Below are 27,000 nucleotides of genomic sequence, written 5' to 3'. Positions count from 1 at the left end.
ATGACCATCGACGTCGCGCGCGGCGCCGCCAGCGCGCCTGTGAGCCTTCCCGATTCCGCCGGCCGCTACGGCCGCTTCGGCGGCAGATTCGCCCCCGAAGCGCTGATGGCCGCGCTCGATGAGCTGACCGAGCAGTTCCAGGCCGCCATGGCCGACCCCGCCTTCACCGGCGAGCTGGACCGGCTGCTGGCCGACTACGCCGGCCGGCCCAGCCTGCTCACCGAGGCCCGCCGCTTCTCCGAGCACGCCGGCGGCGCCCGCATCCTGCTCAAGCGCGAGGACCTCAACCACACCGGCTCCCACAAGATCAACAACGTGCTGGGGCAGGCGCTGCTGACCCGCCGCATGGGCAAAAAGCGGATCATCGCCGAGACCGGCGCCGGCCAGCACGGCGTGGCCACCGCCACCGCCGCCGCCCTGCTGGGGCTGGAATGCACCGTCTACATGGGCGAGGTCGACACCCGGCGCCAGGCCCTCAACGTCGCCCGCATGCGGATGCTCGGCGCCGAGGTCGTCCCGGTCACCACCGGCAGCCGCACCCTCAAGGACGCCGTCAACGAGGCCTTCCGCGACTGGGTCGCCACCGTGGACGACACCCACTACTGCATCGGCTCGGTCATGGGCCCCCACCCGTTCCCGATGATGGTCCGCGACTTCCACCGCGTCATCGGCACCGAGGCCCGCAACCAGGTGCTGGAGCTGACCGGCAGGCTGCCGGACGCGGTCGCCGCCTGCGTGGGCGGCGGCTCCAACGCCATCGGCATCTTCCACGCCTTCATCCCCGACGCCCAGGTGCGGCTGTACGGCTTTGAGGCCGGCGGCGACGGCGTGCAGACCGGCCGGCACGCCGCCACCCTGACCGGCGGCTCCCTGGGCGTCATCCACGGCATGCGCACCTTCCTGCTGCAGGACGAGGAGGGCCAGACCCTGGAGACCCACTCGGTGTCGGCCGGGCTGGACTACCCGGGCGTCGGCCCCGAGCACGCCTGGCTGCACGACACCGGACGCGCCGTCTACCAGGCGGTCAGCGACGCCGAGGCGATGGACGCCTTCGCCCTGCTGTGCCGCACCGAGGGCATCATCCCGGCCATCGAGTCCGCCCACGCCCTGGCCGGGGCGCTGCGGATCGGCCCGCAGCTGGCCGCCGAGCTCGATGAGGAACCGGTCATCGTGGTGTGCCTGTCGGGCCGCGGCGACAAGGACATGCACACCGCCGCCCGCTGGTTCGGCTTCGTCACCGGGGAGGACGTGACGGGAGAGGAGAACGCCCAGTGAGTGCGACCGTCGCGTTCGAGAAGGCCAAGGCCGAGGGCCGCGCCGCCCTCGTCGGCTACCTGCCCGCCGGGTTCCCCTCCCACCAGGGCGCCATCGCCGCCGCCACCGCCATGGTCGAGGCCGGCTGCGACATCATCGAGGTCGGCCTGCCCTACAGCGACCCGCTCATGGACGGCCCCACCATCCAGGACGCCGTCCACCGGGCGCTGACCGGCGGCACCCGCGTCGCCGACGTGCTGCGCACCGTCGAGGCGATCGCCGCCACCGGCGCGCCCACGCTGGTCATGACCTACTGGAACCCCATCGACCGCTACGGTGTGGACGCCTTCGCCCGCGACCTGAAGTCGGCCGGCGGGGCGGGGCTGATCACCCCCGACCTCACCCCGGAGGAGGCCGAGCCCTGGCTGGCCGCCTCCGACGCCCACGACCTGGATCGCGTCTTCCTGGTCGCGCTCACCTCCACCGAGGAGCGCCTGACCAAGATCACCAACGTGTGCCGGGGCTTCGTCTACGCCGCGTCCCTGATGGGCGTCACCGGCACCCGCAGCGCCGTGAACACCGGCGCCCCGGGCCTGGTGGAGCGGACCCGCAAGGTGCTCGACCGGCGCCCGCCCGAGGCGCCCGCGCTGCCGATCGGGCTGGGCCTCGGGGTGAGCAACGGGGAGCAGGCCGCCGAGGTCGCCTCCTTCGCCGACGGGGTGATCGTCGGGTCGGCGTTCGTGCGGCGGCTGCTGGACGCCCCCGATGAGGCCTCCGCCGTCCGCGCCGTCGGCGAGTTCGCCGCCGAACTGGCCGAAGGCGTGCGCCGGGGCGCCTGAGCGGGCCGGGCGGAACCCACGATCGCGGCGGCGGGCCTTTCGGCCCGCCGCCGCGCGCATACGGCCGCGGACACGCCAGGGCGGGTACGGCCGGGGACCGGCGGGTGCCCGTGGGAGGATGGCCCCGGCGCTGACGCCCCGCTTATGCGGAGCCGGTTAGCGTACGGTCGGATACATCCGCGTCCATCAATGGGGAAGGCGACGCGACGGTGGTCACAGACAAGGCGCGAGACAAGGCGCGCGATGCGACGGGCATCCCCGACGCCGCACCCTCGCCGTCCGGCGGCCCGCCGCCCTGGACGCTGCCCGCGGTGACGTTCGCCCTGACGGTGCTGCTGGCCTGGGCGGCCTGGGCCAAGGTCGCCCAGCAGTGGGCGGGGATCGCCGGGGGAGCGGCGCTCATCGCCCTGCTCGGCTGGGCCGCCGCCACCGGACGCGCCGCCGACCAGATGACCACCGCCGCCGCCCGCGCCGGGCTGGCGGTGGTGCTGGGCTGGGCCGGCCTGGCCAAGGCCACCGAGCCCCCGGCGCTGCAGGAACTGGCGGTCGAGTCCTACCAGCTGCTGCCGGAGGGGCTGATCACCCCGGTCGGCGTCGGGCTGCCGATCCTGGAGATCGTGCTGGCGGCGCTGCTGCTGGCCGGGTTCGCCACCCGGTTCAGCGGGGCGCTGTCGGGCCTGCTGATGGTGGTGTTCATCGTCGGGATCGCCTCCGCCTGGGCGCGCGGACTGAAGATCGACTGCGGCTGCTTCGGCGGCGGCGGCCAGATCGACGACCCGCCCTACCTCGGTGAGATCATGCGCGACCTGGGCTTTTTGGCGCTGGCGGCGTGGGTGGCCGCATGGCCCCCCGGCAGGTTCGCGCTGGACCGCAAGATCGGTCTGTACCAGGACTGAAAAGGCCGCGGGGCCCGCGGAGGGCGGCCGGCGCCTCTTCGCGCGCCCGGCCGCGGCTGTGAACGTGCAAAAGGAGAGATAGGTCGATGAGCAAGGCCGAGCGCTATCGCAACGCCCGCGAGCGGCTGGCCGAGCAGCGCCGCCGTGAGGAACAGCGCCGCAAGCGGCTGCGCGCCCTGCTGGTCAGCGGCGGCGCGATCGCGCTGATCGCCGTCGTGGTGGTCGCGGTGGTGCTGGTGCGGGCCGGCGGCGACGACGGCGAGGCGGTGGCGACCGCGCCGGTGTCGCGGCAGTCCGACGGGTCGATCGTGATGGCCCAGCCGGGGGTCACCGGCCCGGTGCTGGAGATTTACGAGGACTTCCAGTGCCCGGCGTGCCAGAAGTTCGAAGAGGCCACCGGCAAGACCATCAAGCAGCTGGCCGCCGACGGCGAGGTCAAGGTCATCTACCGGCCGTTCTCACTGTTCCGGGCCTCCCCCGAGCCGACCCGGGGCAACTCGCTGCGGGCGTTGAACGCCTCGCTGTGCGCCCCGGCCGACAAGTGGCTGGCCTACCACGACAAGCTGTTCGAAGAGCAGGGCCCCGAGAGCCGGACCGGCTTCAAGAACGACGACCTGATCGACTGGGCCGCGGACGTCGGCATCACCGGCGAGGCGTTCGAAAAGTGCGTCAAGAACACCGAGCGGCAGTCGCTGGTTGACCAGGCCAACGACATCGCCGACAAGGCCGGTGTGCAGAGCACCCCCTGGGTCGCCCTCAACGGCAACAAGCTCGGCGACGTGGCCGTCTTCACCCCCGAGGGCATGCGCGAGGCCGTCCGGAACGCGCCGGCCTCCCCGGCGCCCTCCTCCGGCTGACCCGCAGACGAACCCGACGGGGCCTGATGACGGGCATGGCCCGCCATCAGGCCCCGTCCATGACGCCGGACGGCCGCGCCGCTGAAGGCGCACCCCGCCTCCCGCCACCGGCGGACGCGGCCCCGGCCGGGACCGCCCTCCGGCAAGACCGGGTGATCAAGCTGGGCGACCGGCCCTGACCACCGGGCGGAAAGCGGTAACGTCAACGCTCATGCAGCCGCTTGCGACGATTCCAAGCCCCGCCGAGGGGGTCTGGCACCTCGGGCCCATCCCCATCCGCGCCTACGCCCTGATGATCATCGCGGGCATCGTGGTCGCGGTCTGGCTGGGCGAACGGCGCTGGGCCGCCAAGGGCGGCACCCCCGGCGTGGTCATCGACGTGGCCGTGTGGGCGGTGCCGTTCGGCCTGCTCGGCGGACGGCTCTACCACGTGATCACCGACTGGCAGCGTTACTTCGGCGACGGCGGCGACCCGGGCCGCGCCGTGCGGGTCTGGGAAGGCGGGCTGGGCATCTGGGGCGCCATCGCCCTGGGCGCCCTGGGCGCCTGGATCGGCTGCCGCCGCCGCGGCGTGTCGGTGCTGGCCCTCGGCGACGCCATCGCCCCCGGCCTGGCGCTGGCCCAGGCCATCGGACGCTGGGGCAACTGGTGGAACCAGGAACTGTACGGCCGGCCCCTGAACACCTGGTGGGCCTTGGAGATCGACCCCGAGCACCGTCCCAGGATCCCCGGCACCAGCGCCATCGACCCCCGCTACGCCGACGTGGCCACCTACCACCCGACGTTCCTGTACGAGTCGCTGTGGTGCGCGGGATTGGCGCTGGTGGTGATCTGGGCGGGCCGCCGCTTCACCCTCACCCACGGCCGCACCTTCGCCCTCTATGTCGCCGGCTACACCGTGGGCCGCTTCTGGATCGAGTGGCTGCGCATCGACGAGGCCCACGTGATCGCGGGCCTGCGTCTCAACGACTGGACGTGCCTGGTCGTCTTCGCCGGCGCGGTCGCCTACCTGTGGCTGGCCCGCAACCGGACCTCGCCTGAGGCCGTCACCGTCAAGGACCCCGCCGCCCCGCACGCGGAGACCGGGCGGGACCGGCCCGCCGCGCCTGGGGAGAGCGCGGCCGGATCGGCTTCAGAACCCGCCGAGCGCTCCGAACCCGAGACGACACCGGGGCCGGGCGGCGAGTCCGCCGCGGCCGGGCCGGCTTCGCCGTCCCCGGCGGGAGAGCGGCCCGAACCCGCGTCCGAGCCGACCGGATCCGCTCCGGCCTCCGGCGAGCGGGCCGAGCCTGCCTCGGAGGCGGGAGACGGAGCGACTGCGGCCGGGGCCGGCTCAGTGCCCGAGGCGGAGGACGAACCGGCCGTGACCGGCTCCGGGCCGGGGCTTGCGTCCGGAACGGAGAAGGAACCGTCCGCGGCCGGGACGCAGGCCGCCACCGAGACCGGGGAGCGGCCTGAGCCCGCCTCCGCGCCGCCGGGCGAGCCGGACGAGGCGGAAGACACCGCCGGCGAGCGAGCCGCCTCCGAGCCGGCCGGGCAGAATGAGTCGTCGACCGGGGACGGACCCGCTCCCGGAACCGCTGCGGCCGGTGGCCCGCCGGAGGAGACTTCCGACGCCCGGGCCGCGGACGGGGGTGGGACGCCCGGCGAGGGGAAGGGAGCGCAACGGGCCGGCCGTACGGCCGAGCCCGCCGAGGACGCCCGCTGAGGAGCCGGACCGAAGGATGAGAGCGTGAGCACCACCGCCCACACTTCCGGACATGAGCATCGCGACGTCACCGGCGGGTGGCTGCGGCCGGCGGTATTCGGCGCGATGGACGGGCTGGTGTCCAACTTCGCCCTGATCGCCGGGGTCGCCGGGGGCGGGGTGAAGCCGTCGGTGGTGGTGCTGGCCGGGTTGGCGGGACTGGCCTCCGGGGCCTTCTCCATGGGAGTGGGAGAGTACGTCTCGGTGGCCTCTCAGGCGGATCTGGCCCGGGCCGAGATCGAGGTGGAGCGGCGGGAGCTGGACCGCCATCCCCAGGCCGAGCTGGCCGAGCTGACCGATCGGCTGGTGGCGCTGGGGGTGGAGCGGGAGGTGGCCGCCGAGGCCGCCCGGCAGATCTCCCGCGACCCCCGCCAGGCCCTGCGCGTCCACGCCCGCGACGAGCTGGGCGTGGAGCCCGGCCGCCTGCCGTCCCCGCTGCTGGCGGGTGTCTCCTCCTTCCTGGCGTTCTCGGTGGGCGCGGTGCTGCCGGTGATTCCCTACCTGCTGGGGGCGAGCGCCCTGTGGCCGGCGGCCCTGGTGGCGGCCGCCGGCCTGTTCGGGGCCGGGGCGCTGGTGGCGCAGGTGACGGCCCGTCCCTGGTGGTTCTCCGGGCTGCGCCAGCTGGCCTTCGGCGCGGCCGCCGCCGCGGTCACCTACCTGGTCGGCTCGCTCATCGGCGTCGCCGCGCTGTGATCAGTCCGGCAAAGGGATGTAATGGCCTTTTCGGTACGCCGAAGGCCGCCGGCCGATAGGCTCACCGCTGCTGATCCACGTTGGTGAACCGGAGGCGAAGTGAGCGGATCGGGCTCACCCATGACCACGCACCAGGCCGAAGAGGACTTCCGGCCGACCGACCGGTCCCGGCGCCCCGAGCCGGGCCGCTCTAAGAAACCGCTGCTGATCGGCGCCGTGGCCGCGGTGGCCGTCATCGCGGTCGCGGTGGCGGCGGTGCTGATGATGGGCGGCGGCGACGAAAAAGGCGGCGGCGCGCAGGCCACCGTCCTGCCGACCGTGTTCACCCCCTCCATGGCCAACCGGGACACCGCCAGGCTCGGCAGCCGCACCGCCGATCCCCGGCCGCTGAACGAAGGCGAGGTGTTCACCCCCGCGGTCAAGACCGTCACCTACCGCAAGTACGCCTTCACCCTGGCCGGCTCGGACGTCTCAGCCGACTGCAAGGCCGTCACCTGGGGGGAGCGTCTCCAGGCCGACCTGGCCAAGTACGGCTGCAACCAGATCGTGCGCGGCGCCTACGTCAGCGGCGACAAAAAGCACGTGGGCCAGTTCATCGCCATCAACCTGGCCGACCAGGCGGGCGCCGAGCAGATCGTCCGCGACCTCAACCCCCAGGCCGAGGCCGGGTTCGTGGTGCCGCTGCAGGCGCCGGGGGTGAGCGACTTCGGCAAGGGCTTCAGCGCCGCCTACGCCCAGATCTACGGCCACTATGTGGTGATCGCCTGGGTGCAGCGGGCCGGGGGCGAGCAGCCGGCCAACCTCAACGAGATGATCGACGTCAGTTTGGCGGTGGAGAAGCCCGGCGACTTCGTGTGGGCGCGGATGCAGCTGCTGCCGGACGCCAGGAGGACGAACTGACGGTCACGGCGGCGCTGCTCTGCGAGTATCCTCCCCCCACGTGAGAGACGACGAACCCGGCGCCCGGCGGGGCCGCCGGCCCACCGCCAGCCCCGCCGGACCGCCCGCGTCGGGTTCCCGGCGCGTTCCGGATGCCTCCGGACGGATGCGACGTCCGGGACCCGCCGCCGATCCCGGGCAGGAGGCCGGTTCCGGCCCGCCCCCGGGGTGGGGGAGCGGCGGGCGCCCCGTCGGCCGGCCCGGTCCGCGCCGCCCCTCCGGCCGCGGCCGTCCCGGCCGCGCCGGCCGGCCCGAGCCCGCCGAACGCCCGGCACCCCGGCAGGCCTCTGTTCCCGCCGCCCGGCGCGGCCCCGGCAAGGCCGCCGGGGGCCTGCTGAAGGGCGCCTCCCAGAAACGATCCGGTCATAAGACGGCCGCCCGCCCGGCGGGCGTGGCGTTGCCCCGCTCCAAGGTCCTGCTGGCGGCGGCCGGCGCCCTGGCCGTCGTCGCCGCCGTGGTCGTGGTGACGATCCTCGTGGGAGGGGATGAGAACGCCTCCGGTCCCGCGGGGCCGCGGTCGTCGGTGGGCCGCCCGGCCGGCAGCGGCTCGGCGCCCTCCTCCTACTCCAGCTCTCCCTCCAGCTCCGTGTACGAGGGCATCGACCGGCGGGAAGAAGACAGCGAGCCGCTCACCGAGCAGGAGGCGTTCCCCGCCGCGGCCCGCAGCCTGACCGTCGCCGCCGCCCGCAGCCGGCTGCGCCTGGTCGGCGCCCGGGTGGACGGCGACTGCGCCGAGGCGGTCTGGGGCGCGGCGCTCGGCGAGGAGCTGCGCCGGGGCGGCTGCACCCAGGCCGTCCGCGGCATGTACGCCGACACCCGGCGGGGTTATGCGCTCAGCGTCACGATCTTCAACCTGGCCACCTCCGCCGACGCCGACCGGCTGGTGGAGGCGCTCGGCCGGGGCCGCGGCGGCTTCGTCCGGCCGCTGACCGACACCCCCGGCGGGGTCGTCGCCACCCCCACGGTCACCTTGCGGCCCTCGGGGTCCGCCACCGCCGGGGTGTACTCTCTGGCGGATTTCGGGCGGGGGTTCAGCATGGCCCGTGGGCTGGCGATGGGGCACTACGCGGTGATCGCCTGGGCGCAGCGGCTGGACGGCACCGGTGAGGAGACCGACGGGGCGCTGCTGGCGCTGCTGATCGAGGGCGGCAAGGCGCCGGCCGTGCTGGGTCGCGCCGCCGGCGTCAAGTAGCGGCGTCGAATAGGAATATTTTCAGACCGTATCCTGGGGGAGTGCGCGGACCGCTCAGCCGGCCGAAACCCCACGTCGGGCGGGCTTGCGCCGCGATCGCCCCGGCCCTCCGGTGAGAACGATCACCGGAGGGGGTGATTTGCAACTGTTCCGTCCGGGTTATCCTGGTCTAAACCACTTGCCGGTGTCGCCGGGATGCGACGGGCGACGAAGCCCATCACGCGATCTGGCGTGGCTTCCGGACAACCGGGTATACCGGGCGACACCAGGGATCTCGTCGACCGGCCGCGGACGGGGGTGGTGCGCCGGACGGCGACGATCCCAGGCAGTGGGACAGTTTTCACATACTGAAAAAATGCAGCAGGGCCAGCGCCGTCCCGGACTGCACTGACACGTAAGCAGTGACACTACGACGGGAGGGTTGATGACGGCTGCTGCCCTCACACCTGGTACGCCCGAGCGTCAGGGCCTGTACGACCCGGCCCACGAGCACGACGCCTGCGGCGTCGGCATGGTGGCGGACCTGCATGGGCGCAAGAGCCACGACATCGTCGAAAAGGCCCTGACCGTCCTGCGCAACCTCGACCACCGCGGCGCGGTGGGCGCCGAGCCCGACGACGGCGACGGCGCCGGCATCCTCACCCAGATCCCCGACGCCCTCTTCCGCGAAGTCGTCGGCTTCGAGCTGCCCCCCGCCGGCCACTACGCGGTCGGCACCGCCTTCCTGCCCACCGACGGCGAGCAGCGCGCCGCCGCCGTCGCCCACATCGAGGCGCTGTGCGCCGAAGAGGGCCTGACCGTGCTGGGCTGGCGGGAACTGCCCCACGACCCCTCCTTCTGCGGCCCGGCCGCGCGGCGCACCATGCCGCACTTCGCCCAGCTGTTCGTCAAGGCCGCCGACGACGGCCCGCACGCCGGCAAGACCGGGCTGGAACTGGACCGCGTGGTGTTCTGCATGCGCGAACGCGCCGAGCAGGACGTGGCGGTCTACTTCCCCAGCCTGTCGTCGCGGACCATCGTCTACAAGGGGATGCTCACCACCCCGCAGCTGGAGCCGTTCTTCCCCGACCTGTCCGACCGCCGCTACGAGACCGCCATCGCGCTGGTCCACTCGCGCTTTTCCACCAACACCTTCCCCGCCTGGGAACTGGCCCACCCCTTCCGGTTCATCGCCCACAACGGCGAGATCAACACCGTCAAGGGCAACCGGAACTGGATGCGGGCCCGCGAGGCGCTGCTGAAGTCGGACCTGATCCCCGGCGACCTGTCGCGGATCTACCCGGTCATCGACATCGAGGCCAGCGACACCGCCTCCTTCGACGAGTGCCTGGAACTGCTGCACCTGGGCGGCCGGTCCCTGCCGCACGCGGTGCTGATGATGATCCCCGAGGCGTGGGAGAACCACACCGAGATGGACCCGGCCCGCCGGGCCTTCTATGAGTTCCACTCCACCCTCATGGAGGCCTGGGACGGCCCGGCCAGCGTCACCTTCACCGACGGCACCGTCGTCGGCGCCGTGCTGGACCGCAACGGCCTGCGCCCGGGCCGCTTCTGGGTCACCGACGACGGCCTGGTGGTGCTGGCCAGCGAGGCCGGCGTCCTGGACGACATTCCCCCGGGCAAGGTCGTCCGCAAGGGCCGCCTGCAGCCCGGCCGGATCTTCCTGGTCGACACCGCCGCCGGCCGCATCATCGAAGACGACGAGATCAAGGCGCAGCTGGCCGCCGAGCACCCCTACCGGCAGTGGCTGGAGGAGGGCCTGGTCCGCTTCGAGGAGCTGCCGCCCCGCCCGCGCCGCACCGAGGAGGCCCAAGAGCCGCTGCTCAAGCGGCAGCAGGCCTTCGGCTACACCTTGGAGGAGCAGCGGGTCATCTTGACGCCCATGGCCCGCACCGGCGCCGAGCCGGTCGGCTCCATGGGCACCGACACCCCGCTGGCGGTGCTCTCCCAGCGCCCCCGCCTGCTGTACGACTACTTCAAGCAGCTGTTCGCGCAGGTCACCAACCCGCCGCTGGACGCCATCCGCGAGGAGCTGGTCACCTCCCTGCAGTCCACCCTCGGCCCCGAGGGCAACCTGCTGGAGCCCGGCCCCCACTCCTGCCGGCGGCTGGTGCTGCCCACCCCGATCATCGACAACGACGAGCTCGCCAAGATCGTCCACATCAACGACGAGGGCGACCTGCCGCACCTGCAGGCCCACGTCGTCCACGGCCTGTACGAGGTCGACGGCGGCGGGCAGGCCCTGCAGGAACGGCTGGAGCAGATCTGCGCCGAGGTCTCCCGGGCCATCGACGACGGCGCCCGCATCATCGTGCTGTCGGACCGCGGCGCCGACGCCACCCGCGCCGCCATCCCCGCGCTGCTGCTGACCGGCGCCGTCCACCACCACCTCATCCGGGAGAAGTCCCGCACCCGCGTCGGGCTGGTGGTGGAGACCGGCGAGGCCCGCGAATGCCACCACATGGCGCTGCTCATCGGCTACGGCGCCTCCGCCGTCAACCCCTACCTGGCGCTGGAGACCGTCGAGGACCTGATCGCCGCCGGCAAGATCACCGGCGTGGAGCCCGCCAAGGCCGTGCGCAACATGGTCAAGGCCTACGGCAAGGGCGTCCTGAAGATCATGTCCAAGATGGGGGTGTCCACCGTCGCCTCCTACACCGGCGCCCAGATCTTCGAGGCCATCGGCCTCGGCGAAGAGGTCATCGAGCGCTGCTTCACCGGCACCACCTCCCGCCTGGGCGGCGTCGGCTTCGACGTGATCGCCCGCGAGGTCGCCGAACGGCACCGCCGCGCCTACCCGCGCGGCAACGCCCCCGCCCACCGCACCCTGGAGGTCGGCGGCGAGTACCAGTGGCGGCGCGAGGGCGAACCGCACCTGTTCAACCCCGAGACGGTCTTCAAGCTGCAGCACGCCACCCGCACCCGCCGCTACGAGATCTTCAAGGAGTACACCCGCCTGGTCGACGACCAGTCCGCCCGGCTGATGACGCTGCGCGGCCTGTTCCGCCTCAAGGAGGGCGTGCGCCCGCCGGTGCCGATCGAGGAGGTCGAACCGGTCAGCGAGATCGTCAAGCGGTTCTCCACCGGCGCCATGTCGTATGGGTCCATCTCCGCCGAGGCGCACGAGACCCTCGCCATCGCCATGAACCGCCTGGGCGGCAAGTCCAACACCGGCGAAGGCGGCGAGGATCCTGAGCGCTACACCCCCGACCCCAACGGCGACCTGCGCCGCAGCGCCATCAAGCAGGTGGCCTCCGGCCGGTTCGGGGTGACCGCCGAGTACCTCACCAACGCCGACGACATCCAGATCAAGATGGCCCAGGGCGCCAAGCCCGGCGAGGGCGGCCAGCTGCCCGGCCACAAGGTCTACCCGTGGGTGGCCAAGACCCGCCACTCCACCCCCGGCGTCGGCCTCATCTCCCCGCCGCCGCACCACGACATCTACTCCATCGAGGACCTGGCCCAGCTCATCCACGACCTCAAGAACGCCAACCCCGCGGCCCGCATCCACGTCAAGCTGGTCGCCGAGGTCGGCGTCGGCACCGTCGCCGCCGGGGTCTCCAAGGCCCACGCCGACGTGGTCCTCATCAGCGGCCACGACGGCGGCACCGGCGCCTCCCCGCTGACCTCCATCAAGCACGCCGGCGCCCCCTGGGAGCTCGGGCTGGCCGAAACCCAGCAGACCCTCATGCTCAACGGGCTGCGCGACCGCATCGTCGTGCAGGTCGACGGGCAGATGAAGACCGGCCGCGACGTGATCATCGCCGCGCTGCTGGGCGCCGAGGAGTACGGCTTCGCCACCGCGCCGCTGGTGGTCTCCGGCTGCGTCATGATGCGGGTGTGCCACCTGGACACCTGCCCGGTCGGCGTCGCCACCCAAAACCCCGAGCTGCGCAAGCGCTTCAGCGGCAAGCCGGAATTCGTGGTCAACTTCTTCGAGTTCATCGCCCAGGAAGTCCGCGAATACCTGGCCGCCCTCGGCTTCCGCAGCCTGGATGAGGCCATCGGCCGCATCGACATGCTCGACACCCGCGAGGCCGTCGACCACTGGAAGGCCTCCGGGCTGGACCTCAGCCCCATCCTCCACCAGCCGGCCAACCCCTACGGCAACGCGCCGCGCTGCGTGAACCGCCAGGACCACGGGCTGGAGAAGGCCCTGGACAACACCCTCATCCAGCTCGCCGAAAGCGCCATCACCCGCGGCGAGAAGGTCAAGCTGGACCTGCCGATCCGCAACGTCAACCGCACCGTCGGCACCATGCTCGGCCACGAGATCACGCTGCGGCACGGCGGCGCCGGGCTGCCGGACGACACCATCGACATCACCTTCACCGGCTCGGCCGGCAACTCCTTCGGCGCCTTCGTCCCCCGCGGCGTCACGCTGCGGCTCATCGGCGACGCCAACGACTACGTCGGCAAGGGCCTGTCGGGCGGCCGCATCACCCTGCGGCCCCACCCGGACGCCCCGTTCGAGGCCGAACACCAGATCATCGCCGGCAACGTCATCCTCTACGGCGCCACCTCCGGAGAACTGTTCGCCCGCGGCATCGTCGGGGAACGCTTCTGCGTCCGCAACTCCGGAGCCACCGCCGTCGTCGAAGGCGTCGGCGACCACGCCCTGGAATACATGACCGGCGGACGCGCCGTCATCCTCGGCGCCACCGGCCGCAACCTGGCGGCCGGCATGTCCGGCGGCATCGCCTACGTGCTGGACCTGGTGCCGGCCCGCGTCAACACCGAAATGGTGGAGATCGAACCCCTCGATGAGGCCGACCGCACCTTCCTGCGCGACATCATCGAACGCCACCAGGCCGAGACCGGCTCCACCGTGGCGGGCAAGCTGCTGGCCGACTGGGAGGGCTCCCTGAACCGCTTCTCCAAGATCATGCCGCGCGACTACAAGCGCGTTCTGGAGGCCAAGGCCCGCGCCGAGGCCGAGGGCCGCGACGTCAACGAGGCCATCATGGCCGCCAGCCGAGGCTGAAAGGAGGCTCCCCCATGGCCGACCCGAAGGGTTTCCTGACCGTCCCGCGGGAGCTTCCCAAGCGCCGCCCCGTGGACGTCCGCATCAAGAACTGGCGCGAAGTCTACGAAGACTTCGACCGCGCCCGCCTGGAGCGGCAGGCCAGCCGCTGCATGGACTGCGGCATCCCGTTCTGCCACCAGGGCTGCCCGCTGGGCAACCTCATCCCCGAGTGGAACGACCTGGTCTACCGCAGCGACTGGCGGGACGCCATCGAACGGCTCCACGCCACCAACAACTTCCCCGAGTTCACCGGCAAGCTGTGCCCCGCCCCCTGCGAGGCCGCCTGCGTGCTCGGCATCAACTCCGACCCGGTCACCATCAAGCGCGTCGAAGCCGAGATCATCGACCGGGCCTGGGAAGAAGGCTGGGTCACCCCCAAGCCCCCCGCCGTCAAGACCGGCAAGAAGGTCGCCATCGTCGGCTCCGGCCCCGCCGGCCTGGCCGCCGCCCAGCAGCTCACCCGCGCCGGCCACGACGTCACCGTCTATGAGCGCGCCGACCGCATCGGCGGGCTGCTGCGCTACGGCATCCCCGAATTCAAGATGGAAAAGCGCCACCTGGACCGGCGGCTGGCCCAGATGCGCGCCGAAGGCACCGAATTCGTCACCTCCGTCGAAGTCGGCGTCGACATCACCGCCGAGGAACTGCGCGCCCGCTACGACGCCATCCTGCTGGCCGGCGGCGCCACCGTCCGCCGCGACCTGCCGGTGCCCGGACGCGACCTGGCCGGCATCTACCAGGCCATGGAGTACCTGCCGGAGGCCAACCGCGTCCAGGAGGGCGACCGCACCGAACCGCTCATCAACGCCGCCGGCAAGGACGTCGTCGTCATCGGCGGCGGCGACACCGGGGCCGACTGCATCGGCACCGCCATCCGCCAGGGCGCTCGCTCGGTCACCCAGCTGGAGATCATGCCCAAGCCGCCGGAGCAGCGGCCCCCGCACCAGCCCTGGCCCACCTACCCGATCCTCTACAAGACCGAAAGCGCCCACGAGGAACTGGCCGACATGGGCGGGCAGCGCCTCTACGCCCTGTCCACCGTCGAATTCCTCGGCGACGAGCACGGCCACGTCCGCGCGCTGAAGGTCGTCGGCGTCGAAGGCCCCGAAACCGGCTTCAAGCCCATCCCCGGCACCGAACGCGAAATCCCCGCCCAGCTGGTCACCCTCGCCATGGGCTTCCTCGGCCCCCAGCGCGAAGGCCTCCTTCAGCAGCTCGGCGTGGAATTCGACCAGCGCGGCAACGTCGCCCGCGACGACAACTACGCCACCAACGTCGAAGGCGTCTTCGTCGCCGGCGACATGGGCCGCGGCCAGTCCCTCATCGTGTGGGCCATCGCCGAGGGACGCTCCGCCGCCAGCGGGATCGACGCCTACCTCACCGGCAGCACCACCCTGCCCCGCCCGATCCCGCCCACCGCCCGTCCCATTTCCTGACCCCACGCCCAGCCGGCATTCGCGGGCCGGACGGTCGCAGCGACCGTCCGGCCCGTTCCATGTCCAGGGAAAAGCCGGCCCGCCGTATCTGTCACCGCACTGACAACGCCACCGCCAAACCTTTGGGATCATGAACGGCACTTCCCGGCGACGGCCGAGTACGGTTCGGTGCCTGACCCGGCCCACCGAACTCGGGGGTGAGCAACATGGCCTCCCTGCACCTTGCCGACGACAGGCAGCCATGGCGCAACGTGCCGCGCCGAATCGCCGAAGAATTCCGCCCGCTCGTGCCCACGGTCGCAGCAGAGGCCGTCGCCGCCATCCGCCGGCAGATCCCCGAATACGCCCGCCCCGCCGACCCCAAATACGCCGAGGTCCTCCGCGACGCCGTCGAAAAGGCCATCGGCCACTTCATCGACCTCATCGCCGACCCCGACACCCCCTGGGACGAGGCCCTCGAATTCTTCCGGGAAATCGGCTACGGCGAAGCCAAAGAAGGCCGCACCCTCGACCCCTGGGACACCGCCCTGCGCCTGGGCGCCCGCATGGCCATCCGCACCTTCGGCGAACACGCCGACCGCCTCGACATCTCCCGCCAGACCCTCGGCCACCTCGCCGAAGCCGTCTTCGCCTACCTGGAGATCCTCTCGGCCGCCGCCGTGCGCGGCCACACCGAGGCCACCGCCCGCGCCGCCGGGGAACTCCACAAACGCCGCCGCCGCCTCATCGAACTACTGCTCACCGGCACCGCATCCCCCCAGGCCGTCACCGACCTGGCCCGCCTGGCCCACTGGCCCGTCCCCCGCACCCTGTGCGTCGTCGCCTTCCACGAACGCGGCCAAAGCCCCTTCCGCCCACCCGCCCTGCCCCCCGACGTCCTGGTCGACATCGACCGCAGCGACCCGTGCGCCATCGTCCCCGACCCCGATGGACCCGGCCGCCGCGCCATGCTCGCCACCGCGCTGCGCGACTGGGTCGCCGCCGTCGGCCCCACCGTCGACCCCATGGCCGACCCCTCCCACACCGCCCGCTCCCTGCACTGGGCCCGCGAAGCGCTCGCCCTCGCCCGCCGCGGCCTGCTCCCCGCCGACGACCTCGTCATCGCCGCCGACCACATGCCCGTCCTGACCATCATGCGCAGCCGGGAACTGGTCCTGCTGGTCGCCGCCCACCGCCTCAAACCCCTGCAGTCCGTCCGCCCCTCCCAGCGCGTCCGCCTGGCCCGCACCCTCCTGGAGTGCCTGCGCTGCGGCTTCAACGCCACCGAAGTCGCCGCCCGCCTCCAAGTGCACCCCCAAACCGTCCGCTACCGCCTCCACCAGCTCCACGACCTGTTCGGCGACATCCTCCACGACCCCGAACGCCGCCTCGAACTGGAAATGGCCCTGCACGCCTGGCTCGCCCGCTCACCGCCCCACGACCACGACGAACCACCGGCCCCGCCCGCCGAGGCCGACGTCATCCCCCTGACGCCCCTGCGCTGACCTCGCCCCTCACAGGCCCGGCCGCCCCCACCCACCGGCCGGCCTGGACGCGTCTTTCAAAGACCCCGGCACAAGGCGCGGACGAATCCCAACGGCCGCCCCGTCCGCATCCGAACCGGGTGCCTGGCTCCCGTGGACAGTGCGACGCGCCCCCTCACGCGGTCGCCTTCATGATGCGGTGCATCCACCGAACCGGCCGTCCGGCGCCCCGCGGCGCTCGCCTGTCTCTTCCCGCATCGACGGAACACCGGGCACCATCCCGGCCCGACGGCCGGCCACCTCAACGGCACGATCACACGTCCGCGAGCACACCGGTCCCCGGCAGGGCCCGAACCCGTCGCCGCCCCCATGCATACCGCCACCCGCTACGGGCACTGCGCACAGAGACCGACGACACCCACCATCAAGGAGGCCCCAGATGACCGCCGAACTGCACGGCAAGACCGTCGCCCTCCTCGTCGCCCCCGAGGGCACCGAGCAAATCGAACTCACCGAACCGCGGCGGGCCATCGAAGACGCCGGCGGCACGGCCCTCCTGGTGTCCACCCAATCCGGGCGCATCCAGGCCTTCAACCACCTCGACAGAGACGGCACCTTCGCCGTCGACACCACCGTCACCGTCTCGAAAGCCGGCGAATTCGACGCCCTCGTCCTCCCCGGCGGCGTCGCCGGCCCCGACTACCTGCGCACCGTCCCCGCCGCGGTCGCCTTCACCAAAGCCTTCTTCGACGCCGGCAAACCCGTCGCCGCCATCTGCCACGGCCCCTGGACCCTCATCGAAGCCGGCGTCGTGCGCGGCCGCACCCTCACCTCCTGGCCCAGCCTCCGCACCGACCTGCGCAACGCCGGCGCCACCTGGACCGACCGGCAGGTCGTCAGCTGCCGCAACGGCCCCAACACCCTCATCACCAGCCGCGGCCCAGGCGACCTGAAAGCCTTCTGCCGGGCCCTCGTGGAGACCCTGCGCGCCCCCGCGCCCGCCCACCGATTGGTCTAGACCCCAGGGCTAGACCAATCGGTGAATCTTCGAAGACGGTGTCCTGCATGAACGCCCCTTACCAACCAGTAACAACCTAGGGTTGTGTCCGTGAACCGTCGAGCGAAGATAGTCAGTACCATCGGACCGGCCTGCTCCAGCGAGGAACAGATCTACGCCCTCGTCAAAGCCGGCATCGACGTCGCCCGCCTCAACATGAGCCACGGCGACCACGCCACCCACGAGGCCGTCTACCACCGCATCCGCGCCGCCTCCGACGCCACCGGACACGGCGTGGGCATCCTCGCCGACCTGCAAGGACCCAAGATCCGCATCGGCCGCTTCGCCGAGGGCCCCGTCCGCCTCTCCTTCGACGACGAGTTCACCATCACCACCGAGGACGTCCCCGGCAACCACAAGCAGGTCTCCACCTCCTACAAGGGACTCCCCGGCGACGTCACCGTCGGCGACACCATCCTCATCGACGACGGCCGCATCGCCCTCGCCGTCACCGACGTCGACGGCCCCCGCGTCCACACCCGCGTCATGGTCGGCGGCGTCCTGTCCGACAACAAAGGACTCAACCTTCCCGGCGTCCCCGTCAGCGTCCCCGCCCTCACCGAAAAAGACGAAGCAGACCTGCGCTGGGCGCTGCGCCTGGGCATCGACATGATCGCCCTGTCCTTCGTCCGCAGCCCCGCCGACGCCGAAGTCTGCTACCGCATCATGGAAGAGGAGGGCGTCCGCGTCCCCCTCATCGCCAAAATCGAAAAACCCCAGGCCGTCGAGGCGCTCCCCGAAATCGTCGCCGCCTTCGATGGCATCATGGTCGCCCGCGGGGACCTCGGCGTCGAACTGCCCCTCGAACAAGTCCCCATCGTCCAGAAACGAGCCATCGAGCTGTGCCGCGAAAAGGCCCGCCCCGTCATCGTGGCCACCCAGATGCTCGAATCCATGATCTCCTCCCCCCGCCCCACCCGCGCCGAGGCCTCCGACGTCGCCAACGCCATCTACGAGGGCGCCGACGCCGTCATGCTCTCCGGCGAGACCAGCGTCGGCCAATACCCCGTCGAAGCGGTCCAGACCATGAGCCGCATCGCCATCGCCACCGAACGCGACACCCTGCGCGCCGTCCACTCCCTGGACCGCAAGCCCGAAACCGTCGGCGGCGCCATCGCCCGCGCCGCCGCCGAAGTCGGCGCCATCGTCGGAGCCAAGGCCCTGGTCGCCTTCACCATGTCCGGGGAGACCGCCCGCCGCCTGGCCCGCTACCGCTCACCCATCCCGTTGCTGGCCTTCACCACCGTTCAGGCCACCCGCAGCCAGCTCTCCCTGGTCTGGGGCGTGGAGACCTTCATCGTCCCCCATGTCGACCACACCGACGACATGGTCCGCCAGGTCGACCAGGCCCTGCTCGAAATCGGCCGCTGCCAAAAGGGCGACCGCGTCGTCATCGTCGCCGGCTCGCCCCCCGGCACCCCCGGCTCCACCAACGCCCTGCGCGTCCACCGCATCGGCGACGCCATCGGCATGCGCCACTGACCCCGCACGCCCGGAACCGGCGTTTCCCGAGCGTGCCCGGCCTCCCACCGGCCGGAGCCGAAACAGGCGCGTACGCGGTGGAGCGCCCCGCCACCGCGCACGCGCCTGAACCGCAACGCACCTCGTCACCGGGCATGGCCCGCCACAGGGCCTGAGGCGATGCCGCAGGTCCGGCTCCGGGAGCCGGCGGACGGCGCGATCACCGCTCTGAAGGAGGGGAGAAGGCCCACCACGGTTTTCCCGGCGCGTGATGCCGCATGAGACGTTCCACCGAAGCGGCCGTGCAAGGCTCGCCGATGCGTGGTGACGCTCACAAAGACGCAAGCCGGCGCTGGCCCCGGTGAACGTCGTCGGACACGGGCGCACTGGCCACCGGGCCTGCCCGGCCTGGGATTTTCAAGGGCCGTTGACGACGGCTCTTGGGGGATGTGCTCTTGCTCCCGGGAACTCAGTATTTTGGACCCACGAACTCATCCAGCCGCGCCACGGCGTCCTTCTTGGCGATCGAGATGGTGTTGCGCTTGCTGTAGCGCCATGCGATCCCGAGCCGGTCCAGAGCGGCGCCCAAGATCTGCAGGATGTCCTGCGATTCGTTGGTGAACAGGTAGCGGGGGTATTCGTACCGGCGTTCTCCGGACGGAAGCCTCCTGCGGATTTTATTGGTCAGACGGCAACCGTCCGAATGCAGCAGACCTCGGATGAATCGCTCCGTGTGCTCGTCCACGATCTGCTGCTGCCAGGCGGTGAGCCGGATCCGGCGCAGGTGCTTCTTGCCCGGGCCGTGCTGCGGGAAGAGACAGGGCCAATGCCGGGACATGCTCTTGACCTCGGTGCAGCCGGTGCAGGGGATGCGCCGGACCTTGTTGCCCGGCCGGATCGAACGGACCGCGTTCTCGCACTCGGTGATCAGGCCGGGCCAGGTGTCCGCGCACATGATGCGCAGAGCCCAGACGGACTTGGCGGGATCTCCGACGGGGGTGATGCAGCCGTCGCCCAGATACAGCCCGAGAAGGTATGCGTAGTCAGGACCGGGCTCGGGCAGGGAAGGGGTTTCCGCGCAGCGGGGGCAGCGCGAGCCGGCCTGCGCGGTCAACGCCTTTGCGGGGTCGTCACGCCATTCCTTCACCGCTGCGCGTGAAACTCCGATACGACGGCTCACTTCAGAGACGGTGAATCCGTCCTGGAGGAGCTTGAGTGCGCTCCTGCGCGTTGCGACGTCGTACATGCCGAGATTGTCTCAGGGAAAAACAAAAACCACCGCCGATATCGGCGGTGGTTACATCAATGTGCCCCGAGTGGGATTCGAACCCACACTGAACGGCTTTTGAGGCCGCCGGCTCTACCGATTGGCCTATCGGGGCTTTAAGCTTATGAGGCCGATCCTACCGGACGGTTGAGCGGACCCAACCTCACGCCAGGATAGCGCGTCCAGGTAGTCTCATGCGCGTGACCGAGAGCGCCCGACGAGTTGTGATCGCAGAAGACGAGGCCCTGATCAGGCTGGACCTCAAGGAGATGCTGCAGGAAGACGGCTATGAGGTCGTCGGCGAGGCGGGGGACGGCGAGGCGGCGGTGCGGCTGGCCACCGAGCTCAAGCCCGATCTGGTGATCCTGGACGTGAAGATGCCGGTGCTGGACGGCATCTCGGCGGCCGAGCGGATCAGCGCGGCGCGGCTGGCCCCTGTGGTGATCTTGACTGCTTTCTCCCAGCGCGAGCTGGTGCGGCGGGCCACGGAGGCGGGGGCCATGGCTTACCTGGTCAAGCCGTTCACCAAGTCGGACCTGACGCCGGCGATCGAGATGGCGGTGAGCCGGTATGAGCAGATCCGGGCGCTGGAGGCGGAGGTCAGCACGCTGACCGAGCGGCTGGAGACGCGCAAGGTGGTGGACCGCGCCAAAGGGCTGCTGCAGGAGCTCAACGGCTGGACGGAGCCGCAGGCGTTCCGGTGGATTCAAAAGACGTCGATGGACCGGCGTTTGACGATGCGTGCGGTGGCGGATGCGGTGCTGTCGGGGGCGCTGGGCCGTGATCTGCAGGTGGAGCGCGATCGGGGCAAGGAGCGCGGGTCGGGCGGGTCGTCGTGACAAGGTCCGCTAACGGAACGTAACGGTCTTATTTACCGACGGGTAGTGCCTGAGCACGGAGGTGTAACGAACCAGTAACCCTTCCGCGAGGGGGTGCTGATCTTTGTGGGGTCGCCGGTGTACTACGTTCCTGGCCTTCACCTGTTCTGCCGGTTGTGGCAGGTGAGGTGAGGGTGTCACGGGGTTCACTTGCAGCCGATCCCTGACGGGGTCCGATTGAAAGGTTGGCACCTTGCGGCGCAACATGATGAGGGTTACCGGCGCCATGGCGCTGAGCGCGGTGCTCGCGTTGAGCGCGGCCGCCTGTGGCGGTGACGACGGCGGGTCGGGCGGTGACGGCAACAGCGTCACCATCGGTTTTCTGGGTGACCTGACCGGTGAGAACTCGGGCATCGTCATTCCGCCCAAGCAGGGTGCGCAGCTGGCGATCGACGAGTACAACGCCACGAATCCGAAGGTCAAGATCGTTCTGAAGACCTACGACAGCCAGGGGCAGCCGGATCAGGCCACCAGCCTGGTGCAGTCGGCGATCAAGAGCGACAACATCGTGGGTCTGATCGGCCCGGCCTTCTCGGGCGAGTCGCAGCAGGCGGTGCCGGTGCTGGAGGAGGGGAAGATCCCCAACATCTCGGCGTCGGCGACGAACGTGACGCTGGGCGAGAAGGGCTGGAAGTACTGGCACCGGGTGGTCGGCAACGACTCGATGCAGGGCACGGGCGTGGCCGAGTTCCTGGTCCGGGAGGCCAAGGCCAAGAAGGTCTTCGTGGCGCACGACAACGAGGACTACAGCAAGGGCCTGGCCGACTACGTGACCAAGGGCCTGAAGGAGAAGGGCGTCACCGTCGAGCAGGACGTGGTCGACCCGCGGGCCTCTGACTACTCCTCCACGGTGAACAAGGCCAAGGCCTTCAAGCCGGACGCGATCTTCTACGGCGGCTACTACGCGCAGGGCGGCCGGCTGCTGAAGCAGCTGCGGGAGAACGGCGTGGACGCGCTGTTCGCCTCCGGTGACGGCTCGCTGGACAAGGGCCTGATCGAGGGTGCGGGTGAGAAGAACGCGGTGAACACCGTGGTGAGCTGCCCGTGCCTGATCGACCCGACGGGTGAGTCGAGCCCGGCGAGCAAGAAGTTCGCCGAGGCGTACAAGGCCAAGTACAACTCCGAGCCGGCGATTTACGCGGCGGAGGGTTACGACGCGGCCACGGCGTTCATCGAGGCGATCAAGGCCGGTAACACCACCACGGAGGCGATCAACGAGTTCCTGAAGACGATCGACGTGCCGGGTGTGTCCAAGCAGATCAAGTTCGACGACAAGGGCGAGCCGGCCGGCGGTGACGTCTACATCTACCGCGTCGAGGGCAAGGAGCTGCCGCTGCTGGGCAAGGCTTCGGAGGCCAAGCTCCAGTAGGGCGTCGGCGTAGTACGACGTTCTTGGTGAGTGCGCAGGAGCGGGAGCGCCACAGCGCTCCCGCTCCTTGACGAAGGCGACCAAAAGTGCTCGATAATCTTCTGATCAACACGGTCGACGGGCTGTCGCTCGGGGCGATTTACGCGCTGGTGGCACTGGGGTACACGATGGTGTACGGGGTGCTGCGGCTGATCAATTTCGCCCATTCGGAGATCTTCCTGATCGGCACGTGCGCCAGCCTGGTGGTGGTGAACGCGGTGGCGCCGTCGGCTCCGTTGAGCGGGGTCGCGCTGCTGGGGATCGTGCTGCTGATGGCCGCGGTGGCGATGGTGGCCTCCGGCGCCGGTGCGATGGCGTTGGAGTTCGTGGCCTACCGTCCGTTGCGCAAGCACGGTGCCTCGCGGCTGGCGGCGCTGATCTCTGCGATCGGCGCCTCTTTGTTTCTGCAGCAGTTCTTCGCGCTGTTCGTGATTCCCTGGCTTTTCGACAAGCCGAAGGAGGGCGGCCGTCTGCCGGTGCAGCCGGAGCAGCACTTCGTGGACCGGCATGACGTCTTTTCGATCGGCGGGGTCGGCGTGGCCAACGACAAGCTGATCGTGTTCATCGCGGCCATCTTGATGATGGTGGTGCTGGATCAGTTCGTGAACCGGACGAAGCTGGGCCGGGGGATCCGGTCGACGGCGCAGGATCCGGAGACGGCCGTGCTGATGGGCGTGAACATCGACCGGATCGTGACGGCGACGTTCGCGATCGGCGGTGCGATGGCCGGCGTGGCGGCGGCGCTGTATGTGCTGCGGTTCGAGGAGACCTTCTTCATGGTGGGTTTCCTGTTGGGCATCAAGGCGTTCACGGCGGCGGTGCTGGGCGGTATCGGCAACATCCGGGGCGCGTTGACCGGCGGCTTCGTGCTGGGGCTGCTGGAGATGTACGGCTCGATGGTGTTCGGTTCCGCCTGGAAGGACGTGGTCGCGTTCGTGATCTTGATCCTGGTCCTGATGTTCCGTCCCACCGGCATTCTCGGTGAATCTCTTCAGCAGGCGCGCGCATGAGCAGCAACGGCATCAGCAAGAGCGTGAGCAACGGCATCGGTAACGGCAAGGCGGCCGTTGGGCGGCTTGTGGAGTGGCCGCGTGAGTGGTGGGCCACGGCGCCGGGGTATGCCCGGTGGACGGTGTATCTGCTGCTGATCGCGGGTGCGCTGATCCTGCCGATGGAGCCGATCGGCCGGGTGATGAGTCCGCACTCGGACTGGGCGACGGTGCTGTTCTACCCGATCGGGGTGTTCATCCTGCTGGCGATCGGGCTGAACATCGTGGTGGGCCAGGCCGGGCTGCTGGACCTGGGCTATGTGGCCTTCTTCGCGGTCGGCGGCTACACGATGGCGATCTTCGGGACGAAGTACGGCTGGAACTTCTGGGAGATCCTCATCGTCGGCGTGGTGCTGTCGGCGATCTCGGGGTTGATCCTGGGGGCTCCGACGCTGCGGCTGCGCGGGGACTATCTGGCGATCGTGACGCTGGGGTTCGGTGAGATCGTCCGGATCACCGCCAACAACAGCGAGTACGTCAACGGCCCGCGGGGGATCGCGGGGATTCCGCACCCGCCGTCGCTGTCGGAGGTGGAGATCTTCGGGGTTCAGCCGCTGAAGTACGGGGTGCTGGACCCGCGGCCGTACTACTACCTGCTGGTGGCGCTGATCGTGCTGACGATCATCTTCGCCAAGCGGCTGGAGAAGAGCCGGGTGGGCCGGGCGTGGGCGGCGATCCGGGAGGATGAGGACGCCGCGGAGCTGATGGGCGTGCCCACGTTCCGGTTCAAGCTGGCGGCGTTCGCGATCGGCGCGGCGATCGGCGGTGCGACGGGAGTGGTGTGGGCCTCCAAGGTGATCTCCATCATTCCCAACAACTTCCCGTTCATCCTGTCGGCGACGATCCTGGCGGCGGTGGTGCTGGGCGGTTCGGGCAACATCCCGGGCGTGATGCTGGGGGCGTTCCTGGTGGCGTGGCTGCCGGAGCGGTTCCGGGGCCTGGAGGACTACCGGGTGCTGATCTTCGGTGCGGCGCTGGTGGCGATGATGGCGCTGCGGCCGGAGGGGATCTTGCCGTCCAGGCAGCGTAAGGCGGAGCTGGCCGAGGGCACCGGCGGCATGGGGAGCATGGGCGCGGAGGTGCCCACCGCTTCCGGGGCCGGTGCCGCGGACACGGACCAGGTCGAGGTGAGCAAGTGAGCGAGGAGAAGGCCGCCGGGGCGGCCGGGGTCTCCGCGCCTGCCGGGCGGGAAGCGCAGCCGGTTCTGCAGATGCAGTCGGTCACCATGCGGTTCGGCGGCGTGGTGGCGATCAACGGGCTGGATCTGACGGTCCGCGAGGGTGAGATCTTCGCGTTGATCGGCCCGAACGGGGCGGGGAAGACCACCGTGTTCAATGTGATCACGGGGGTGTACCGGCCCACGGAGGGCCAGGTGCTGCTGCGCGGTGAGCGGATCAACGGCAGGAAGCGGTTCGCGATCACCAAGCGGGGCGTGGCCCGGACGTTCCAGAACATCCGGCTGTTCCACAACATGACCGTCCTGGAGAACGTGCTGGTGGGGGCGGACGCCCACCACAAGACGGGCTTCATGGGGGCGGCGCTGGGGCTGCCGTGGCATCGGCGTGAGGAGCGCGAGGGCCGGGCCAAGGCTCGCGAGCTGCTGGAGTTCGTGGGCGTGGCGCACCGGATGGATGAGCCGGCCAAGAACCTGCCCTACGGTGATCAGCGGCGGCTGGAGATCGCGCGGGCGCTGGCGACCGATCCGCGGCTGCTGTTGCTGGACGAGCCGGCGGCGGGCATGAACCCGGCGGAGAAGGTGCGGCTGCAGGAGCTGATCGGCCGGATCCGGGATTCGGGACGGACGGTGCTGCTCATCGAGCACGACATGAGCCTGGTCATGGGGATCAGCGATCGGGTCGCGGTGCTGGACTTCGGGCAGAAGATCGCCGAGGGCCTGCCGCAGGACGTGCAGCGCGATCCCAAGGTCATCGAGGCGTACCTGGGGGCTCCGGCCGATGCTTCTTGAGGTCTGTGACATTCACGTCCACTACGGCAAGATCGCTGCGCTCAAGGGCGTGTCCCTGCAGGTGGAGCAGGGCGAGATCGTCACCTTGATCGGGGCGAACGGGGCGGGCAAGACCACCACGCTCAAGACGATCTCGGGGTTGCGTCCGCTGTCGCGGGGCCGGGTGCTGTTCGAGGGCCGGGACATCAGCCGGATGCCGGGGCACAAGCGGGTGCTGGCCGGGATCGGGCAGGCCCCGGAGGGCCGCGGGGTGTTCCCGGGCATGACGGTCGAGGAGAACCTCCTGATGGGCGCCTATGCCCGCAAGGGGGATCTGTCCAAGGACCTGGCCGAGGTGTATGAGCTGTTCCCCCGGCTGGCCGAGCGCAAGAAGCAGCCCGGGGGGACGATGTCGGGCGGCGAGCAGCAGATGCTGGCGATCGGGCGGGCGTTGATGGCCCGGCCGAAGGTGCTGCTGCTGGATGAGCCGTCGATGGGGCTGGCGCCGATGCTGATCCGGCAGATCTTCGAGATCATCAAGGAGATCAACCGGCGGGGCACGACGGTGCTGGTGGTGGAGCAGAACGCCCAGCAGGCGCTGCAGCTGGCGGACCGCGCCTACGTCCTGGAGACGGGGCGGGTGGTCAAGAGCGCGCCGGCGGCGCAGCTGCTGGACGACCCGGAGGTCCGGGCCGCGTATCTGGGCGGTGATCTGGACACCGGGGCGCCGACTGCGTCGGAGGGCTGAGCGGATGCGCGGTGGCCGCGGCCGGGGTCTCCTCGGCCGCGGCCACTGGTGTGTGCGGCTTTCAGGAGGGCAGGGGCAGGTCGGCGTCGGGCGGCCGGCCGGTGAGGGCGGCGGCGCCGCTGACGCGCAGGGCGCGGGGGCGGGCGGTGGCGGGGATGTCGTACCACAGGTCGAATTCGATGCGCATGGCCGAGCCGAGGCGCAGTTCGTCCGGTTGCCGTTTGATGAGCATGGCGTTGTGGTCGGGGGCGTAGACGCGGCCGTGGTCGTCGATGAGGCGTTGCCGGGCGGTGCGGATGCTGACGGTGTTGCGGCCGGTGTTGGCGACGATGACGCGGATGCGCACGAAGCGTCCTTTGGCGGGGATGTCGGCGTGGCTGCCGACCAGTTCCGGCATGCCGGTGGTCAGCCCGATCACGGTGAAGGAGACGTCGCCGGAGGCGGCGTAGGCGGGCTGGACGGCCTGTTCGCCGGGCCGGACGGTGCGCGGCGGGAGGCGGTAGGTGGGGGCGGCGGGCTGCGGCCCGGCGGGGCTCGCCGAGCATGCCGGAAGCAGGGACGCGGCGAGCAGCAGGCCGGCCGCCGGCGCGAGTGGGCGCATGGCGTGACGGTAGGCGGCGCCGTGGGGGTGGTGGGGCGGGTCGCCGTTAATCGCAACCCAACCGCAACCGGGCGGGTACCGGGGCCGCCTTTGGGGCCGTACACCCCTTCCCCGGACGTACGTTGTCTACTCAGCGGCCCCGGCCCCTGTGGGGCAACGCTAGCGACGCATGGGGCCTGCTTGCAAAGGATGTTTTGTTCGCGGTGAGCGGGATGCGGCGGTATCCGCCCGGCGCGGCGGGCCT

Annotated in this window: 21 protein-coding genes and 1 tRNA gene; 19 read left to right on the top strand and 3 right to left on the bottom strand. The window is 70.8% G+C overall.

Features of this window, described 5'->3' with window-relative positions; translation table 11 throughout:
• The 13 genes from trpB to pyk all read left to right on the top strand — a co-directional run bounded on the left by trpB (window position 1) and on the right by pyk (window position 18,881).
• Complete coding sequence (trpB, locus tag TCUR_RS14180; RefSeq protein ID WP_012853203.1) at window positions 1-1,275, top strand: tryptophan synthase subunit beta; 1,275 nt, start codon at window positions 1-3, stop codon at window positions 1,273-1,275.
• Window positions 1,272-2,093, top strand: a complete 822-nt coding sequence (trpA, locus tag TCUR_RS14175; RefSeq protein ID WP_012853202.1) for a tryptophan synthase subunit alpha — start codon at window positions 1,272-1,274, stop codon at window positions 2,091-2,093. The genes trpB and trpA overlap by 4 nt, the downstream gene beginning before the upstream one ends.
• A 209-nt stretch (window positions 2,094-2,302) precedes the next feature.
• A complete protein-coding gene (locus TCUR_RS14170) occupies window positions 2,303-2,989 on the top strand; it encodes a MauE/DoxX family redox-associated membrane protein (protein WP_012853201.1) in 687 nt (228 codons plus the stop codon).
• Window positions 2,990-3,075: 86 nt separating this feature from the next.
• Window positions 3,076-3,846 (top strand): DsbA family protein, encoded by a 771-nt coding sequence (locus tag TCUR_RS14165; RefSeq protein ID WP_012853200.1) that lies wholly within the window; start codon window positions 3,076-3,078, stop codon window positions 3,844-3,846.
• 211 nt (window positions 3,847-4,057) lie between these two features.
• On the top strand, window positions 4,058-5,554 hold the full coding sequence (gene lgt / locus TCUR_RS25030; protein WP_012853199.1) for a prolipoprotein diacylglyceryl transferase: 1,497 nt from the start codon (window positions 4,058-4,060) through the stop codon (window positions 5,552-5,554).
• A gap of 24 nt (window positions 5,555-5,578) precedes the next feature.
• On the top strand, window positions 5,579-6,286 hold the full coding sequence (locus tag TCUR_RS26040; protein ID WP_012853198.1) for a VIT1/CCC1 transporter family protein: 708 nt from the start codon (window positions 5,579-5,581) through the stop codon (window positions 6,284-6,286).
• Window positions 6,287-6,406: 120 nt separating this feature from the next.
• A complete protein-coding gene (locus TCUR_RS14150) occupies window positions 6,407-7,186 on the top strand; it encodes a hypothetical protein (protein WP_041439752.1) in 780 nt (259 codons plus the stop codon).
• A 145-nt stretch (window positions 7,187-7,331) separates the two neighbouring features.
• Window positions 7,332-8,417, top strand: coding sequence for a hypothetical protein (locus TCUR_RS14145; RefSeq protein WP_012853196.1), 1,086 nt, complete (start codon window positions 7,332-7,334; stop codon window positions 8,415-8,417).
• A 424-nt stretch (window positions 8,418-8,841) separates the two neighbouring features.
• The gene (gene gltB, locus TCUR_RS14140) at window positions 8,842-13,401 is read left to right on the top strand and encodes a glutamate synthase large subunit (RefSeq protein WP_012853195.1); all 4,560 of its coding nucleotides are present in this window, start codon (window positions 8,842-8,844) and stop codon (window positions 13,399-13,401) included.
• Between the two features lie 14 nt (window positions 13,402-13,415).
• Window positions 13,416-14,879 (top strand): glutamate synthase subunit beta, encoded by a 1,464-nt coding sequence (locus TCUR_RS14135; protein WP_012853194.1) that lies wholly within the window; start codon window positions 13,416-13,418, stop codon window positions 14,877-14,879.
• Between the two features lie 206 nt (window positions 14,880-15,085).
• On the top strand, window positions 15,086-16,363 hold the full coding sequence (locus tag TCUR_RS14130) for a PucR family transcriptional regulator (RefSeq protein WP_012853193.1): 1,278 nt from the start codon (window positions 15,086-15,088) through the stop codon (window positions 16,361-16,363).
• 418 nt (window positions 16,364-16,781) lie between these two features.
• A complete protein-coding gene (locus TCUR_RS14125; RefSeq protein ID WP_012853192.1) occupies window positions 16,782-17,360 on the top strand; it encodes a type 1 glutamine amidotransferase domain-containing protein in 579 nt (192 codons plus the stop codon).
• Window positions 17,361-17,450: 90 nt separating this feature from the next.
• Window positions 17,451-18,881, top strand: coding sequence for a pyruvate kinase (pyk, locus tag TCUR_RS14120; protein ID WP_012853191.1), 1,431 nt, complete (start codon window positions 17,451-17,453; stop codon window positions 18,879-18,881).
• A gap of 448 nt (window positions 18,882-19,329) precedes the next feature.
• Here pyk and TCUR_RS14115 read toward each other — a convergent pair whose 3' ends face one another.
• Window positions 19,330-20,106 carry a helix-turn-helix domain-containing protein gene (locus TCUR_RS14115; protein WP_012853190.1) on the bottom strand — a complete coding sequence of 259 codons (777 nt, stop codon included), beginning with the start codon at window positions 20,104-20,106 and terminating at the stop codon, window positions 19,330-19,332.
• Window positions 20,107-20,168: 62 nt separating this feature from the next.
• A tRNA-Leu gene (locus tag TCUR_RS14110) sits at window positions 20,169-20,242 on the bottom strand.
• A gap of 79 nt (window positions 20,243-20,321) precedes the next feature.
• Here TCUR_RS14110 and TCUR_RS14105 point away from each other — a divergent pair.
• The 6 genes from TCUR_RS14105 (at window position 20,322) to TCUR_RS14080 (ending at window position 26,155) form a co-directional block, all read left to right on the top strand.
• The gene (locus tag TCUR_RS14105; RefSeq protein WP_012853189.1) at window positions 20,322-20,966 is read left to right on the top strand and encodes an ANTAR domain-containing response regulator; all 645 of its coding nucleotides are present in this window, start codon (window positions 20,322-20,324) and stop codon (window positions 20,964-20,966) included.
• 244 nt (window positions 20,967-21,210) lie between these two features.
• Entirely contained in the window at window positions 21,211-22,374 is a 1,164-nt protein-coding gene (locus TCUR_RS14100; RefSeq protein ID WP_245536860.1) for a branched-chain amino acid ABC transporter substrate-binding protein, read from the top strand.
• An 86-nt stretch (window positions 22,375-22,460) separates the two neighbouring features.
• Window positions 22,461-23,423: a branched-chain amino acid ABC transporter permease gene (locus TCUR_RS14095; RefSeq protein ID WP_012853187.1), complete on the top strand. Its 963-nt coding sequence runs from the start codon at window positions 22,461-22,463 to the stop codon at window positions 23,421-23,423.
• Entirely contained in the window at window positions 23,420-24,601 is a 1,182-nt protein-coding gene (locus tag TCUR_RS14090; protein WP_012853186.1) for a branched-chain amino acid ABC transporter permease, read from the top strand. Before TCUR_RS14095 ends, TCUR_RS14090 begins: the two co-directional genes overlap by 4 nt.
• Window positions 24,598-25,428 carry an ABC transporter ATP-binding protein gene (locus TCUR_RS14085; protein ID WP_012853185.1) on the top strand — a complete coding sequence of 277 codons (831 nt, stop codon included), beginning with the start codon at window positions 24,598-24,600 and terminating at the stop codon, window positions 25,426-25,428. The genes TCUR_RS14090 and TCUR_RS14085 overlap by 4 nt, the downstream gene beginning before the upstream one ends.
• Window positions 25,418-26,155, top strand: coding sequence for an ABC transporter ATP-binding protein (locus TCUR_RS14080; protein ID WP_012853184.1), 738 nt, complete (start codon window positions 25,418-25,420; stop codon window positions 26,153-26,155). The genes TCUR_RS14085 and TCUR_RS14080 overlap by 11 nt, the downstream gene beginning before the upstream one ends.
• 61 nt (window positions 26,156-26,216) lie before the next feature.
• Here TCUR_RS14080 and TCUR_RS14075 read toward each other — a convergent pair whose 3' ends face one another.
• A complete protein-coding gene (locus TCUR_RS14075; RefSeq protein ID WP_012853183.1) occupies window positions 26,217-26,756 on the bottom strand; it encodes a DUF4352 domain-containing protein in 540 nt (179 codons plus the stop codon).
• Between the last annotated feature and the right edge of the window lie 244 nt (window positions 26,757-27,000).

It is taken from the genome of Thermomonospora curvata DSM 43183, assembly GCF_000024385.1.
In the GTDB taxonomy this organism is placed as follows: Bacteria; Actinomycetota; Actinomycetes; order Streptosporangiales; family Streptosporangiaceae; genus Thermomonospora; species Thermomonospora curvata.
Note: the sequence above shows the minus strand (reverse complement) of the source record. Positions and strands in the feature narration are given on the sequence as shown.

What these genes read in the sequence shown, in the direction of transcription:
- trpB (WP_012853203.1), top strand. Translation starts at nt 1, where the DNA reads ATGACCATCGACGTCGCGCGCGGCGCCGCCAGCGCGCCTGTGAGCCTT.
- TCUR_RS14165 (WP_012853200.1), top strand. Translation starts at nt 3,076, where the DNA reads ATGAGCAAGGCCGAGCGCTATCGCAACGCCCGCGAGCGGCTGGCCGAG.
- lgt (WP_012853199.1), top strand. Translation starts at nt 4,058, where the DNA reads ATGCAGCCGCTTGCGACGATTCCAAGCCCCGCCGAGGGGGTCTGGCAC.
- TCUR_RS14150 (WP_041439752.1), top strand. Translation starts at nt 6,407, where the DNA reads ATGACCACGCACCAGGCCGAAGAGGACTTCCGGCCGACCGACCGGTCC.
- TCUR_RS14145 (WP_012853196.1), top strand. Translation starts at nt 7,332, where the DNA reads ATGCGACGTCCGGGACCCGCCGCCGATCCCGGGCAGGAGGCCGGTTCC.
- gltB (WP_012853195.1), top strand. Translation starts at nt 8,842, where the DNA reads ATGACGGCTGCTGCCCTCACACCTGGTACGCCCGAGCGTCAGGGCCTG.
- TCUR_RS14135 (WP_012853194.1), top strand. Translation starts at nt 13,416, where the DNA reads ATGGCCGACCCGAAGGGTTTCCTGACCGTCCCGCGGGAGCTTCCCAAG.
- TCUR_RS14130 (WP_012853193.1), top strand. Translation starts at nt 15,086, where the DNA reads ATGGCCTCCCTGCACCTTGCCGACGACAGGCAGCCATGGCGCAACGTG.
- TCUR_RS14125 (WP_012853192.1), top strand. Translation starts at nt 16,782, where the DNA reads ATGACCGCCGAACTGCACGGCAAGACCGTCGCCCTCCTCGTCGCCCCC.
- TCUR_RS14115 (WP_012853190.1), bottom strand. Translation starts at nt 20,106, where the DNA reads ATGTACGACGTCGCAACGCGCAGGAGCGCACTCAAGCTCCTCCAGGAC.
- TCUR_RS14105 (WP_012853189.1), top strand. Translation starts at nt 20,322, where the DNA reads ATGCGCGTGACCGAGAGCGCCCGACGAGTTGTGATCGCAGAAGACGAG.
- TCUR_RS14100 (WP_245536860.1), top strand. Translation starts at nt 21,211, where the DNA reads ATGATGAGGGTTACCGGCGCCATGGCGCTGAGCGCGGTGCTCGCGTTG.
- TCUR_RS14090 (WP_012853186.1), top strand. Translation starts at nt 23,420, where the DNA reads ATGAGCAGCAACGGCATCAGCAAGAGCGTGAGCAACGGCATCGGTAAC.
- TCUR_RS14080 (WP_012853184.1), top strand. Translation starts at nt 25,418, where the DNA reads ATGCTTCTTGAGGTCTGTGACATTCACGTCCACTACGGCAAGATCGCT.
- TCUR_RS14075 (WP_012853183.1), bottom strand. Translation starts at nt 26,756, where the DNA reads ATGCGCCCACTCGCGCCGGCGGCCGGCCTGCTGCTCGCCGCGTCCCTG.